This window comes from Massilia phyllosphaerae, from assembly GCF_034659755.1.
In the GTDB taxonomy this organism is placed as follows: Bacteria; Pseudomonadota; Gammaproteobacteria; order Burkholderiales; family Burkholderiaceae_D; genus Telluria; species Telluria phyllosphaerae.
Genome location: NZ_JAXSQX010000001.1, coordinates 1,162,090 through 1,175,442, shown reverse-complemented (window position 1 = coordinate 1,175,442; position 13,353 = coordinate 1,162,090). Strand labels below are relative to the sequence as shown.

The following is a 13,353-nucleotide window of genomic DNA, read 5'->3' as shown; positions in this document are numbered from 1 at the left end:
TTTCGTTTTAATAACAGACCATGCACATCATGGACTACCCTTCCGGGCAGGACATGACGTGCATATCCATTTTTTGTTGCCTGATAAACAGCGCAACTGCATACTCGGCGCTATCCCACCTGCGGAGATCGCCATGTCCATCCTGCGTCGTGCATTGTTGCCGGCCCTGCTTGCCGGCCTGTCCCTGTCTTCCCATGCGGCCGTCGTGAACGTCGACGTCGGCACCCCGCTACCCCGCTTCGAGTTGCTCAAGCCGGGCACCCATCACTACCTGCGCTATATCAAGACGGCGGACGGCGCCAGCAGCCCGATCGACATCTGGACGCGCGAAGTGCGCTTCGACGAGCGCGGCGGCAAGCGCCAGCTGCACGTCGTCCAGCGCTGGGACGGCGTGGTGCCGGGACCGTCGGTGCGCCGCTTCGATTCCTGGTTCGACGCCCTCACCTTCCGCCCGCTCACCCACGAACGCATCAGCGAGAAGGACGGCAAGCGCACCGTCGAGGGCTTCGTGTTCGCCCCGGACCGCATCAGCGGCATGCCGGACCTGCCGGAGAACACGCAGAAAGACCTGTCGATGGCCTCGAACGAACCGACCTTCAACTTCGAGACCGACATCGAACTGCTGCAGACGCTGGCACTGGCCGAGGGCTACGACGCGCGCATCAATTTCTATCACCCCGGCGGCAAGGCGGCGCCGCAGCGCTACAGCTTCAAGGTGACCGGATCCGAGACCATCGCCGGCCCCGCCGGCCCGGTGGATTGCTGGGTGGTGCGCACCGATTACAACCAGCCGGGTTCGGTGTCGACGTTCTGGTTCGCCAAGGGCTCGCAATTAATGGTGCGCCAGCAAGGCGCACTGCCCGATGGCCGGGTACTGGTGAAGACACTGATCGACTGAGCCGGGCCTGGCGTGCACTGCCGGCATGTTCCTGCGCGGATCGATGCCGCGCAGGGTTTGCTCATTCAATAGACCGCACCGCCCGGCTGGCTGGACACGAGCGCCCCCTTGACCGCCGACAGCGCGTAGTTGGTCGTGGCGCCATACCCGGACCAGTTGTCGAGATCGAAGGTACCCGTGCCCGACAGGCGCTGCACGCCGACGTTCTGGTAGGTCAAGGGCGTCTGCGGCGCACACACCTGCGGCAGGCCGACCGTTTTCAGGAAATACACCGCACCGACGCCGACCCGGCTTGCCTGGCCATTCTCGACCAGCAAGGCGGTCTCGACGTCGACGCCGATGCCGCGCGCCGTGCTGGTCCAGCCATCGTTGACGACGCGCGCCATGAAGGTGACCAGGCGGCCCAGGCGGTCGCGGGCGTCGAGGTGGGAATCGGTGATCGCTCCCAGCAGCGGCGGCAGGGACAGGAAATCGCGGTCCAGCGTGACGTTCTTGTTGTACGGATTGGCAAGCGCCTCGCTCGACGTGACCGACTGGTTCAGGCCGGAATAGATGAACTGACCCAGCACGGCAAGACCGGCGCTGGTGCCACCGATCGGGACGTTGCGGTTGGCCAGTTCCTGCAGCGCCGCGGACAGCGGCGTACCTTTCCAGTACTGCAGGTAATCGCCCTGGTCGCCACCGGCGATGAACACCGCTTCGGCGCCGCGCAGGCGTTGCAGAACGAACGGATCGCTGGCCGCATCACGGCTCGGCACGACAATCGTCTCGACCGAGCGCACGCCGCCCATCGCGTAAATGTAGGGGTTGTAGGCATCGGTCCCGGTGGCACGGATCACGACGAAGTTCCCGCCTCCGCCTTTGCGGATCATCCATTTGAACGCATCGTCGACGTCCGGCCCACCACCCATCAGCACGAATGCCTGTTGCGCGGGACGCGGCACGACGGCATCGCTGGTGTCGCCGACGGCGTAATACTTGTACGGCTTGCCTGCATGGGCGGCCGGTGCGATACACAGGCTCAGGGCAAGCATGCCGATCCAGCGCTTGAATATTTTCATGGGAACTTTCGCAAAGAGATACGGGAAGGCCGACATTCACAACAGTTGGACAGAATATAACGAACCTGCGCTCTGGACGAGGCCATCCGTACAAGATCTGTTGATGAAGTTTCCCGACAAGACTGTGGGAAATTGGGGACGTACCAAGGTTCGAGGGCAATAAAAAAACGCGGGCATGCCCGCGTTTTTTCATTGGAACCTGGTCGAATCCGGCCCTTCCCCGGGCCGGTGCAGGTCGATGACCTTCATCAGGGTCAGCGTGGTGTCCAGGCTCATCTCACCCGCGCTGAGCGCCTCGGCCAGCTGGGCGCGCGGCAGGCCGGTGGCGGCGGCCAGTTCGACCAGGCCGTCGGCTTGCGCGACGCTGGACAGCGCACGGGTCAGCAGGTCGGGGTCGCCGGACTCGAAGGCGTTGGCGAGATAGGCGGCGATGGCTTCGAGCGTGTCGAGCGCCGGGTCGTTCGGAGGCGTTGGGTCGGCCATGATCAGTCTTCCGGAGGTGGCAGCGGTCGGTTCGTGCCCTTGGCGGTCTTGGTGCCGGGCTTGGGTTCGGGCTTGGGTGGCGGCACGGTCATCATGACCGCCGGTTTTTCGTCCTTGCGCAGTACCTGCACGAAGATCTCGTTCTGCTTGATCATGCCGAGATCGTAGCGCGCGCGTTCCTCGACCGCGCCCAGGCCTTCGCGCAGGTCGCGCACCTCGGAGTCGAGCTTGGCGTTGCGCGCCTTCAGCTGCTCGGTGCGGACATGGCTGGCGGCCAGCTGGTTTTCGAGATCGGTAACGGCAAGCCAGCCCCCTTTGCCCAGCCACAGCGGGTACTGGATCAGCAGCAGCAAGGCGGCGAGGACTAGGGTGATGATGCGCATCTACTAGCTATGATTCACAAAAAGACGGGACGCGATCCACCCGGCCATGCCGGTGGGATCGCATCCCGGATTTTTAATTTTTTTTATTTGATGTTGTAGAACGCGTCGCGGCCCGGGTAGGACGCGATGTCGCCCAGGTCTTCCTCGATGCGCAGCAGCTGGTTGTACTTGGCCATGCGGTCCGAACGCGACATCGAGCCGGTCTTGATCTGCAGGGCGTTCAGGCCCACGGCGATGTCGGCGATGGTCGAGTCCTCGGTCTCGCCCGAACGGTGCGAGATGACGGCGGTGTAGCCGGCGCGCTTGGCCATTTCGATGGCGGCGAAGGTCTCGGTCAGGGTGCCGATCTGGTTGATCTTGATCAGGATCGAGTTGGCGATGCCCTTCTGGATGCCTTCTTTCAGGATCTTGGTGTTGGTGACGTAAAGATCGTCGCCGACCAGCTGCACCTTCTTGCCCAGGCGGTCGGTCAGGATCTTCCAGCCGTCCCAGTCGCCTTCGGCCATCGCGTCCTCGATCGAGATGATCGGGTACTTGTCGCACCAGGTCGCCAGCATGTTGGTGAAGTCTTCGGCCGACAGCTGCAGGCCGCCTTCGCCTTCCAGCACGTACTTGCCGTCCTTGAAGAATTCGCTCGCGGCGCAGTCCAGGCCGATGGCGATCTGGGTGCCCGCTTCGTAGCCGGCCTGCTCGATGGCCTGCATGATCAGCTTGATGGCTTCCTCGTGGTTGGCCACGGAAGGTGCGAAGCCGCCTTCGTCGCCGACCGCGGTGTTCAGGCCTTTCGAGTGCAGGATCTTCTTCAGGGTGTGGAACACCTCGGCGCCGTAGCGGATCGCTTCCTTGAACGACGGTGCGCCGATCGGGATGATCATGAATTCCTGGATGTCCAGGTTGTTGTCCGCGTGGGCGCCGCCGTTGATGACGTTCATCATCGGCACCGGCATCTGCATCGCGCCCGAACCGCCGAAGTAGCGGTACAGCGGCAGGCCGGCTTCTTCGGCGGCGGCCTTGGCGACGGCCATGGAGACGGCCAGCATCGCGTTGGCGCCCAGGCGGCTCTTGTTCTCGGTGCCGTCCAGGTCGATCAGGGTGCGGTCCAGGAAGGCCTGCTCATTGGCATCCAGGCCCATGATGGCTTCGCTGATCTCGGTGTTGATGTTCTCGCAGGCTTGCAGTACGCCCTTGCCGAAATAACGCTTGGGATCGCCGTCACGCAGCTCGATCGCTTCGCGCGAGCCGGTCGAGGCGCCCGACGGAACGGCCGCACGGCCCATCACGCCGGATTCCAGCAGCACATCGCACTCGACGGTCGGATTGCCGCGCGAGTCAATGATTTCGCGGCCGATGATATCAACGATAGCACTCATGGTTCTTCAGTCTCCAGAAGGTAGGGAATTCAGTTACCGTCGCCCCTGCGGAGGCAGGGGCCCAATTTTGCCAGCGCTACGATAACGCGACCAACTTGGGCCCCTGCCTTCGCAGGGGCGACGTTCATGGGTTCGTGGTTCTAAATTTTTTATTAGCGGAAGTCGGACTCGATGAAGCCCGCCTTCTTGACGATCCGGTCGATATCGACCAGCGTGCTCAAGAGATCCTTCATGCGTCCCAGCGGCACCGCATTCGGACCGTCCGACAGCGCGCAGGCCGGATCCGGGTGGGTCTCCATGAACAGGCCCGACACGCCGGCCGCCACCGCGGCACGCGCCAGCACCGGCACGTGTTCGCGCTGGCCGCCCGACGAAGTACCCTGGCCGCCCGGCAGCTGCACCGAGTGGGTGGCGTCGAACACCACCGGGCAGTTCGATTCGCGCATGATGGCGAGCGAACGCATGTCCGACACCAGGTTGTTGTAGCCGAACGAGGCGCCGCGTTCGCAGGCCATGAAGCTGTCTTCCGGCAGGCCCGCTTCTTTCGCTGCGGCGCGCGCCTTGTCGATCACGTTCTTCATGTCGCCCGGGGCCAGGAACTGGCCCTTCTTGATGTTGACCGGCTTGCCCGAACGCGCGCAGGCGTTGATGAAGTCGGTCTGGCGGCACAGGAAGGCCGGGGTCTGCAGCACGTCGACGACGCTGGCCACGACCGGGATCATCTCTTCGTCGTGGACGTCGGTCAGGACCGGCACGCCGATGGTCTTGCGCACGTCGGCCAGGATCTCCAGGCCCTTTTCCATGCCGGGACCGCGGAACGACTTGCCCGACGAGCGGTTGGCCTTGTCGAACGACGATTTATAGATGAACGGAATGCCCAGGCTGCTCGTGATTTCCTTCAGCTGGCCGGCGACGTCCATCGCCATGTCGCGCGACTCGATCACGCAGGTGCCGGCGATCAGGAAAATCGGCTGGTCGAGGCCGACGTCGAATCCACACAGCTTCATGCCGCATCTCCTTGCAGGGCCGCGACGTTGCTGACGTTCGCGGCTTGTTGGTTGCCGGCCTGGTGCGCCAGGGCCGCCTTGATGAATGCCGAGAACAGCGGATGGCCGTTACGCGGGGTCGACTTGAACTCCGGGTGGAACTGCACGCCGATGTACCACGGGTGGGCGTTCTTGGGCAGTTCCATGATTTCGCACAGGTCTTCGTTCGGCGTGCGCGCGGACACGATCAGGCCCGCTGCTTCGACCTTCGGCAGGTAGTAATTGTTCGCTTCGTAGCGGTGACGGTGGCGTTCGGTCACGAGGTTGCCGTAGATCTCGGCGGCCAGCGTGCCCGGGTTCACCGCGCAGGTCTGGGCGCCCAGGCGCATGGTGCCGCCCAGGTCGGAATCGTGGCTGCGCTGCTCGACCTTGCCGTCGTGGTTCTGCCACTCGGTGATCAGGGCGACCACCGGCTGGTCGGTCTCCGGATCGAACTCGGTGGAATTCGCGTTCGGCAGGCCGGCCATGTGGCGCGCGTATTCGATCAGCGCGACCTGCATGCCCAGGCAGATGCCCAGGTAGGGGATCTTGTTCTCGCGGGCATAGCGCGCGGCCATGATTTTGCCTTCCACGCCACGCTTGCCGAAGCCGCCCGGCACCAGGATGGCGTCGTACTTGGCCAGGTGGCCGCAGCCGGTGGTTTCGATCTCTTCCGAGTCGATGTACTCGATGTTGACGCGGCTCTCGGTATGGATGCCGGCGTGGCGCAGCGCCTCGGTCAGCGACTTGTACGATTCGATCAGGTCGACGTACTTGCCGACCATGCCGATGGTGACTTCGTGCTTCGGGTTTTCCAGGGTGTGGATCAGCTTGGTCCACATCGACAGGTCGGCCGGCGGCGCCTCGAGGCCGAGGGCTTCCAGGATGATGTCGTCCAGGCCCTGGTCGCACAGCACCTGCGGCACTTTATAGATGGTATCGACGTCCCAGACCGAGATCACGGCCTGCTCTTCGACGTTGGCGAACAGCGAGATCTTGGCGCGCTCGTCGTCCGGGATGCGGCGGTCGGCGCGGCACAGCAGCGCGTTCGGCGAAATACCGATCTCGCGCAGTTTCTGCACCGAGTGCTGGGTCGGCTTGGTCTTGAGCTCGCCGGCCGACGAGATGTAGGGCACCAGGGTCAGGTGCACGAAGGCGGCGCCCTTGCGGCCCGAGCGCAGCGACAGCTGGCGCGCGGCTTCCAGGAAAGGCAGCGATTCGATGTCGCCGACGGTACCGCCGATTTCCACCAGCGCCACATCGACGCCTTCGGCGCCGCGGCGGATGTAATCCTGGATCTCGTTGGTGATGTGCGGGATCACCTGCACGGTCTTGCCGAGGTACTCGCCGCGGCGTTCCTTGCGGATCACGGATTCATAGATCTGGCCGGTGGTGAAGTTGTTCACCTTCTTCATGCGGGTGCTGATGAAACGCTCGTAGTGGCCGAGGTCGAGGTCGGTCTCGGCGCCGTCGTCGGTCACGAACACTTCGCCGTGCTGGGTCGGGCTCATCGTGCCCGGGTCCACGTTGATGTACGGGTCCAGCTTGAGCATCGTGACTTTGAGGCCGCGCGATTCGAGGATCGCGGCGAGGGAAGCGGCCGCGATTCCCTTGCCCAGGGAAGATACGACGCCGCCAGTGACGAATACAAATTTGGTCATTGTGCAGAAGGTGCCGAACGGCACGCGCGGGAAATTGAAATTATACCTTAAACCGGCCAAACCTTTTTAATACAACTTGGCAACTTCCGGCAAACGCCGGCTGCGACGTGGCTTTGGCGCCAAGCCTTATCCACAAACGGTGGCCGCAATCAACTAGCATTGCAATAATTGCCAAAGCCGGAAAGCTATGCTTACATTACCGATCTTTCTTCCATACAAATAATTACATGGACGACCTGATCGAGCACGCCGCACCCGGCACGCCCACCGAGGCTGCCGTCGCACCTGCCCCGCTGTCGCTGTCATTCAGCGGCAGCGGCGCCGAATACTTCCGCATCTGGATCGTCAACCTGCTGCTGAGCGTGGCCACGCTGGGCATCTACTCGGCCTGGGCCAAGACGCGCCGGCTGCAGTATTTTTACCGTAACACCCACCTCGCCGGCGCGAGCTTCGACTTCCGCGGCGATCCCAAGGCGATCCTGCGCGGGCGCCTGCTGGCGGTGGCCGTGCTCGGCGCCTACCATTACGCCTTCGGCCTGTCGCGCACGACCGGGCTGGTGATCGTTGCCGTGCTGCTGCTCGGCCTGCCCTTCATGATGCGTTCGGCCCTGCGTTTCCGGCTGTCGAACACCTGGTACCGCGGCTTGCCGTTCGGCTTCAGCGGCAGTGTCAAGCACGCCTACCTGGTGTATCTGCTGCCAATCGCCCTGGTGGTGGTGCCGAGTGCGCTGGCCGCGCTGACCCTGGCGCCGGGGCTACTGGGCGCCTTTTTCCTGCTCTACCTGCTGTGGCCGCTGATGCACGGCGCGATGCGCCGCTACCAGCACCGCCACCTGGTGTACGGCGACCAGCAAGCCAGCTTCCCGCTGTCCATATTCAGGCTGGCCCTGCCCTACCTGCAAGGCTTCCTGGTCAGCCTCGCCATCATGCTCATCCTCGGCATCGTGCTCATCATTCTGGGCGCCATCGTCGGCGTCACGAGTGCGGGCGCTGGCGGCAAGAAGGGCGTCGACATGGGCATGGCAGTCGTGATCATCATCGGGATCGTCCTGTTCTACCTTTCGCTGCTAATGATCGGCCCGTTCGTCGCGGTGCGCCTGAACAACCGGGCCTGGTCGGCCACCGCCTTCCCCGGCGTGCGCATCGACTGTCACATGGCCTTCTGGAGCTACTTCAGGCTGCAGCTCGTCAACGTGCTGCTGACCCTGCTCACGCTGGGTCTGTTCCGCCCCTTCGCCGCGGTGCGCACCTGGCGCTACCGGATCGAACACCTGCGCATCGACGCACCCGAGGGCTTCGAGCAGGCGACCCACGCGGCGCGGCGCCGCCCGGCGGCGGCCGCCGGCGATGGCGTCGCCGATTTCATCGGCGTGGACCTGTCCTGGTAACCTGATGGATAACGACATGACGACCGCAAGCATCGACGCATCCTTCTTCGACGGCCGCAGCGCCCACCTGCACCCTGCCCACCTGAGCGTCGGCGCCGGTACGCTGACGGTGACGGCAGCCACCTTCCAGCGCAGCTACCCGCTGGAGGCGGTCGCGCTGTCCGAACCCTTCGCCGCCGCGCCCGCCGTGCTGCGCCTGCAGGATGGCGCCAGCTGCGAAGTGGCGGCCGGCGCCGCACGCGATGCCCTGCTGGCGGCCCTCGGTTACCGCAAGAGTCCGGTCGTGCGCTGGCAGGAACGCTGGCCGGCCGCCCTGGTCGCTCTGGTCCTGCTGGTGGGCCTGCTGGCACTGGGCTGGCTGCGCGGCATTCCGCTGGCCGCCGAGCGCATCGCCGAACGCCTGCCGCCCTCGGTCGACGTCTCGCTCGGCAAGGCGGCGCTGGCCGGCCTGGAAAAGCAGGGACTCCTTGCCCCCTCGCGCTTGAGCGACGAGCGCATCGCCGAGATCCAGGCCCTGCTGCCGGCGATCGCGCCGGCGAACGGACGCATGCCGCTGCGCCTGCTGGTGCGCAGCAGTCCGCGGCTCGGTCCGAATGCGCTGGCGCTGTCGGACGGCACCATCGTCGTCACCGATGCGCTGGTGCGCCTGGTACAGGACAAGGACGAGCTTACCGACGCGGGCAAGGCGCAGCTGATTGCCGTGCTGGGACACGAGGTCGGCCACGTCGAGCACCGCCACGTCGTGCGCGTGATGGCGCGCTCTTCGCTTACCGCCGCGCTGTCGGCCGCGCTGTTCGGCGATTTCAGCGCGGTGGCCGCCGGCCTGCCTGCGGTGCTGTCGCAGATGGAATATTCGCGCGCAATGGAACTGGATGCCGATGCCTACGCAGTGCAGGTCCTGCACCGCAGGCAGCTGTCGGTCCGCCACTTCATGGCTGTGCTGGGCGCGCTGGAAAAAGCCCAGGGCGCGGAAACCAAAATGCCGCGCTGGATGCGCCAGTCGATGGGCTACCTTTCCACCCACCCGGAAACTGCCGAGCGTATCGACCGGTTGCAAGAGAGCGAAGAAGAAGAAAAACGCGTGTTCAATTAATTAATGCCTATAAAATTGAGGAAAACACATTTATAAAGTGCTTTTTTGCACCGTTTGTTCAATATTATCTGTTGCGTGTGCGCACAAACTTCAAAATAGAGATACAAAAATTGCTGTAGGGCAAAGTAGAATCGAACACCTGTTTGCGTCGGTTATTGAAAGGATGTTCGATGTCTGCTCTTGAAAACATTAGTATCGGCAAGCGCCTGAGTGGCGGTTTTGCGCTGGTGCTGGCGATGACGCTGGCAATCGGCGGTGCCGGCGTCGCCTACCTGGACAAGATCGGCAGCGCCACCCACAGCGCGATGGACGTGCCCCTGGCCAAGGAGCGCATGATCACCGAATGGCACACCCAGACCTTCGGCGCGGTCCGCCGCACCGCCGCCATCGTCAAGAGCGCGGATCCCAGCCTGATCGACTTCTTCAAGGAAGACGGTGCCAAGACCTCGGGCCGCTCGTCCGAACTGATCAAAAAGATCGAACCGTTACTGTCGAACGACGAAGAAAAAGAACAGTTCCGCAAGATCGGCGAACTGCGCAAGAGCTACACGGCGGCCAAGGACAAGGCGATCAAGGCCAAGACCGCCGGCGACAGCGCCGAAGCCGCCCGCCTGCTGGACCAGGAATTCATGCCGACCTCGATCGCGTATGAAGCCAGCCTCGCCAAGCTGGTCGAGATGCAGCACCGCCACATCGACGCCACCGCCAAGGAGATCGACGGCGACATCAACGCCAGCGCCCGCATCATCGGCCTGCTGTGCGCATTGGCGCTGGCGATCGGCGCGGTCTGCTCGTGGCTGCTGACGCGCGGCATCGTGCGCCCGATCCGCGAAGCCGTCGACCTGGCCGAAGCCGTGGCCGGCGGCGACCTCACCCGCCGCATCCAGTCCGATGCGCGCGACGAGACCGGCGCCCTGCTGCGCTCGCTGCGCGACATGAACGACAGCCTGGTGCGCATCGTCAGCGAAGTGCGCGGCGGCACCTCGACCATCCACGGGGCCGCCGGCGAAATCGCGGCCGGCAACCTCGACCTCTCGAACCGCACCGAACAGCAGGCCTCGTCGCTGGAAAGCACGGCCTCGTCGATGGCGCACCTGACCGACACCGTGCGCCAGAACGCCAACAATGCACGCCAGGCCAACCAGCTGTCGATCACCGCCTCCAGCGTCGCCTCGGAAGGCGGCGCCGTGGTCGAACAGGTGATCCAGACCATGGGTTCGATCAACGAATCGTCGCGCAAGATCGTCGACATCATCAGCGTGATCGATGGCATCGCCTTCCAGACCAATATCCTGGCCCTGAATGCGGCCGTGGAAGCGGCCCGTGCCGGCGAACAGGGCCGCGGCTTCGCGGTCGTGGCCGGCGAAGTGCGCACGCTGGCCCAGCGCTCGGCGGCGGCGGCCAAGGAAATCAAGAGCCTGATCGACGATTCGGTCGGCAAGGTCGATACCGGCGCCAAGCTGGTCGACCAGGCCGGCGCCACCATGCAGCAGGTGGTCAGCTCGATCCAGCGCGTGACCGATATCATGGCCGAGATCGCATCGGCCAGCCAGGCACAGACCGGCGGCATCGAGCAGGTGAACAGCGCGATCGGCCAGATGGACCAGGCGACCCAGCAGAATGCGGCGCTGGTCGAGGAATCGGCGGCAGCCGCCGGCTCGCTGCAGGAGCAGGCGGCCAAGCTGGCGCAGGCGGTCGACCAGTTCAAGCTGGAGTACGCCGCCCCGGCGCGGGTGGCAGCAACAGTCCCGGCGGCGCCGGCGGCCAGGGTGCCGGCCGTGCGCGCACGCGCCGAACCGAAGCTGGCACGCCCTGCCCCGGCCCCGGCCGCGGCGAGCGCCCACACGGCAGGCAAGCGCGTGGCCGCCACCGCCGGCGAGGACTGGGAAGAATTCTGATCGACGATGCCGGCCATGCGCCGGCATTTTTTTTGTCCCTGCATGACGTGTGCGTTCATGCGGAATGTCACCGGACTCGGGTATCCTTGCGGCTCCAATGAAGGAGATCCACATGTCTTACCTGGAACGCGACGATTACGGGATGTACAAGAACAAGCACGGCAAGGGACCGGGCCCCGAACTGATGGGCGCCCACACCCTGCTCGGCGACCACGTCCATAACCTGCAGAACGAACATCTTGGGGTGATCAAGGAATTCATGGTCGACATGCGCACCGGCACCATCGCGTATGCGGTGATGTCGACCAGCCGCTTTCTCGGCCTCGGCGAAAAACTGTTCGCGGTGCCGTGGCAGGCGCTGACGCTGGACCCCGGGCACAAGCGTTTTACGATGGACGTGTCGAAGGAACGCCTTGCCGGCGCGCCAGGGTTCGACACCGATCACTGGCCGGACATGGCGGACCGCAGCTGGATGGGGGAAGTGCACGCTTACTATGGGACGCAGGCGGCTTGAGCTGAGGATCCGTACACTCTCAATCCCGCCACTTGCCCAAAAACCGTCGCCCCTGCGCAGGCAGGGGCCCAAGTTCGTGGCACAGCGCAAAACTTGGACCCCTGCCTGCGCAGGGGCGACGTACCGATGTAGCGGGCTATAACGGGCGCTGCCGCCCGATTACTCCATTACTTCTTCGGCGCCAGCAGATCCAGCAGGATCGCCGTTTCCGCCTTGATGGTATTGGTCACGGTCGGCTTGAAATCCGGCGCCCACTGCGGCGAGTGGGTGCCCGGCAGCGGCTGGCCGGCCTTCTTCGCCGCGTCCAGGCGCGCAGCATCGACCGCGCCAACGTGCAGCAGCACCGCCTTCACGCCCGGCTGCAGGCCGTACTGCGAAAAGTCTTCCGATGTCATCTTGGGGGGCATCTCCTTCACCCACTCCGGACCGACCGCGCCCTGCACCACCTTGACCATGCGCTCGATCAGCGCCGGATCGTTGTAGACCGAATCGGTGCCCGGCTGGACGTCGACCAGCGGTTCCTTGGGCGCGCCGGCGGCGATCGCCTCGCCCTTCACTTCGCGCGCGATGCTGGCCAGCACGCGCTTGCGCACTTCCGGCTTGAAGGTGCGCACCGACAGCGACATCGTGACCTGGTCCGGAATGATGTTGGCGACGGTGCCGCCATGAATGCTGCCGATGGTGATCACGACCGGGTCGATCGGATTGTTTTCGCGCGACACCAGGGTCTGGATCGCCATCACCATGCGCGCCGCCATCACGATCGGATCGCGCGCTTCGTGCGGCACGGCGCCGTGGCCGCCCTGGCCGTAGACTGTGATGTTGACCACGTCGGACGAGGCGCGGAACGGGCCGGCATGGTACATCACCGTGCCCGAGGGCATGGTGGCGTCATCGTGGAAGGACAGCGCGTAATCCGGCTTCGGGAAGCGCTTGAACAGGCCATCCTTCAGCATCGCTTCGGCGCCGTGCACGGTTTCCTCGGACGGCTGGCCGATCAGCATCAGGGTGCCGCTCCAGGCCTTGCGGTTGTCGGCCATCAGCTTGGCGGTGCCGTACCAGGCCGACATGTGCAGGTCGTGGCCGCAGGCGTGCGCCACCGACACGGTCTCGCCGGCGGCCGTCTTGGTGCTGACCTTGCTGGCGTACGGCAGGCCGGTCTTTTCCTGGACCGGCAGCGCATCCATCTCGGTACGCAGCATCACGACCGGGCCGGGACCGTTCTTCATGATCGCGACCACGCCGGTGCCGCCGACGCCGGTGGTCACCTCGAAGCCGAGGGCCTTGGCGCGCTCGGCCAGCTTGGCGGCGGTCTGGTGTTCGGCGAAACCGAGTTCCGGATTCTTGTGCAGGTCCTGGTAGAAGGTTTCGATGGCCGGGTAGTTGGCGTTCAGCTGCTGGGTGAACGGAGCCGGCAGCGGTGCGGCATGGGCGGCGGCGCCGACGAGTCCGGCGGCGAACAGGGTGGTACGGAGAATGCTGGATGGCTTCATGGAGGGAACTTCACTTTTTCTGGGTGAAACGAGGAATGGTAGGCATGGGTGGGCTTACCGCCTTTTTTCAGACTACCAGATCACCC

General features: G+C 64.5%; 12 protein-coding genes. 5 read left to right on the top strand and 7 right to left on the bottom strand.

What is annotated here, in order from left to right:
* Positions 1-133 precede the first annotated feature (133 nt).
* Positions 134-898, top strand: coding sequence for a DUF3108 domain-containing protein (locus U1H99_RS05205; RefSeq protein ID WP_323140675.1), 765 nt, complete (start codon positions 134-136; stop codon positions 896-898).
* 65 nt (positions 899-963) lie between these two features.
* Here the strand turns inward: U1H99_RS05205 and U1H99_RS05200 are convergent, their stop codons facing one another.
* The 6 genes from U1H99_RS05200 to pyrG all read right to left on the bottom strand — a co-directional run bounded on the left by U1H99_RS05200 (position 964) and on the right by pyrG (position 6,881).
* Positions 964-1,959, bottom strand: coding sequence for a cyanophycinase (locus tag U1H99_RS05200; RefSeq protein ID WP_323140674.1), 996 nt, complete (start codon positions 1,957-1,959; stop codon positions 964-966).
* Between the two features lie 189 nt (positions 1,960-2,148).
* Positions 2,149-2,442 (bottom strand): addiction module antidote protein, encoded by a 294-nt coding sequence (locus U1H99_RS05195; RefSeq protein ID WP_323140673.1) that lies wholly within the window; start codon positions 2,440-2,442, stop codon positions 2,149-2,151.
* 2 nt (positions 2,443-2,444) lie between these two features.
* Positions 2,445-2,825: a cell division protein FtsB gene (gene ftsB / locus U1H99_RS05190; RefSeq protein ID WP_141832883.1), complete on the bottom strand. Its 381-nt coding sequence runs from the start codon at positions 2,823-2,825 to the stop codon at positions 2,445-2,447.
* An 83-nt stretch (positions 2,826-2,908) separates the two neighbouring features.
* Positions 2,909-4,195 (bottom strand): phosphopyruvate hydratase, encoded by a 1,287-nt coding sequence (gene eno / locus U1H99_RS05185; RefSeq protein WP_141832881.1) that lies wholly within the window; start codon positions 4,193-4,195, stop codon positions 2,909-2,911.
* A gap of 152 nt (positions 4,196-4,347) precedes the next feature.
* Positions 4,348-5,202, bottom strand: a complete 855-nt coding sequence (gene kdsA / locus U1H99_RS05180) for a 3-deoxy-8-phosphooctulonate synthase (RefSeq protein WP_323140672.1) — start codon at positions 5,200-5,202, stop codon at positions 4,348-4,350.
* Positions 5,199-6,881, bottom strand: coding sequence for a CTP synthase (gene pyrG, locus U1H99_RS05175; RefSeq protein WP_323140671.1), 1,683 nt, complete (start codon positions 6,879-6,881; stop codon positions 5,199-5,201). The genes kdsA and pyrG overlap by 4 nt, the downstream gene beginning before the upstream one ends.
* Before the next feature lie 227 nt (positions 6,882-7,108).
* On the opposite strand from pyrG, the gene U1H99_RS05170 reads away from it, so the two are divergent.
* The 4 genes from U1H99_RS05170 to U1H99_RS05155 all read left to right on the top strand — a co-directional run bounded on the left by U1H99_RS05170 (position 7,109) and on the right by U1H99_RS05155 (position 11,774).
* Positions 7,109-8,269, top strand: a complete 1,161-nt coding sequence (locus U1H99_RS05170; protein ID WP_323140670.1) for a YjgN family protein — start codon at positions 7,109-7,111, stop codon at positions 8,267-8,269.
* A 16-nt stretch (positions 8,270-8,285) separates the two neighbouring features.
* A complete protein-coding gene (locus U1H99_RS05165) occupies positions 8,286-9,362 on the top strand; it encodes a M48 family metallopeptidase (protein WP_323140669.1) in 1,077 nt (358 codons plus the stop codon).
* Between the two features lie 170 nt (positions 9,363-9,532).
* Entirely contained in the window at positions 9,533-11,260 is a 1,728-nt protein-coding gene (locus U1H99_RS05160; RefSeq protein WP_323140668.1) for a methyl-accepting chemotaxis protein, read from the top strand.
* 112 nt (positions 11,261-11,372) lie between these two features.
* A complete protein-coding gene (locus tag U1H99_RS05155) occupies positions 11,373-11,774 on the top strand; it encodes a PRC-barrel domain-containing protein (RefSeq protein WP_323140667.1) in 402 nt (133 codons plus the stop codon).
* Positions 11,775-11,941: 167 nt separating this feature from the next.
* Here U1H99_RS05155 and U1H99_RS05150 read toward each other — a convergent pair whose 3' ends face one another.
* Positions 11,942-13,267: an amidohydrolase gene (locus U1H99_RS05150; RefSeq protein WP_323140666.1), complete on the bottom strand. Its 1,326-nt coding sequence runs from the start codon at positions 13,265-13,267 to the stop codon at positions 11,942-11,944.
* Between the last annotated feature and the right edge of the window lie 86 nt (positions 13,268-13,353).

What these genes read in the sequence shown, in the direction of transcription:
- U1H99_RS05195 (WP_323140673.1), bottom strand. Translation starts at nt 2,442, where the DNA reads ATGGCCGACCCAACGCCTCCGAACGACCCGGCGCTCGACACGCTCGAA.
- U1H99_RS05165 (WP_323140669.1), top strand. Translation starts at nt 8,286, where the DNA reads ATGACGACCGCAAGCATCGACGCATCCTTCTTCGACGGCCGCAGCGCC.
- U1H99_RS05170 (WP_323140670.1), top strand. Translation starts at nt 7,109, where the DNA reads ATGGACGACCTGATCGAGCACGCCGCACCCGGCACGCCCACCGAGGCT.
- U1H99_RS05155 (WP_323140667.1), top strand. Translation starts at nt 11,373, where the DNA reads ATGTCTTACCTGGAACGCGACGATTACGGGATGTACAAGAACAAGCAC.
- pyrG (WP_323140671.1), bottom strand. Translation starts at nt 6,881, where the DNA reads ATGACCAAATTTGTATTCGTCACTGGCGGCGTCGTATCTTCCCTGGGC.
- kdsA (WP_323140672.1), bottom strand. Translation starts at nt 5,202, where the DNA reads ATGAAGCTGTGTGGATTCGACGTCGGCCTCGACCAGCCGATTTTCCTG.
- ftsB (WP_141832883.1), bottom strand. Translation starts at nt 2,825, where the DNA reads ATGCGCATCATCACCCTAGTCCTCGCCGCCTTGCTGCTGCTGATCCAG.
- U1H99_RS05200 (WP_323140674.1), bottom strand. Translation starts at nt 1,959, where the DNA reads ATGAAAATATTCAAGCGCTGGATCGGCATGCTTGCCCTGAGCCTGTGT.
- U1H99_RS05160 (WP_323140668.1), top strand. Translation starts at nt 9,533, where the DNA reads ATGTCTGCTCTTGAAAACATTAGTATCGGCAAGCGCCTGAGTGGCGGT.
- U1H99_RS05205 (WP_323140675.1), top strand. Translation starts at nt 134, where the DNA reads ATGTCCATCCTGCGTCGTGCATTGTTGCCGGCCCTGCTTGCCGGCCTG.
- eno (WP_141832881.1), bottom strand. Translation starts at nt 4,195, where the DNA reads ATGAGTGCTATCGTTGATATCATCGGCCGCGAAATCATTGACTCGCGC.
- U1H99_RS05150 (WP_323140666.1), bottom strand. Translation starts at nt 13,267, where the DNA reads ATGAAGCCATCCAGCATTCTCCGTACCACCCTGTTCGCCGCCGGACTC.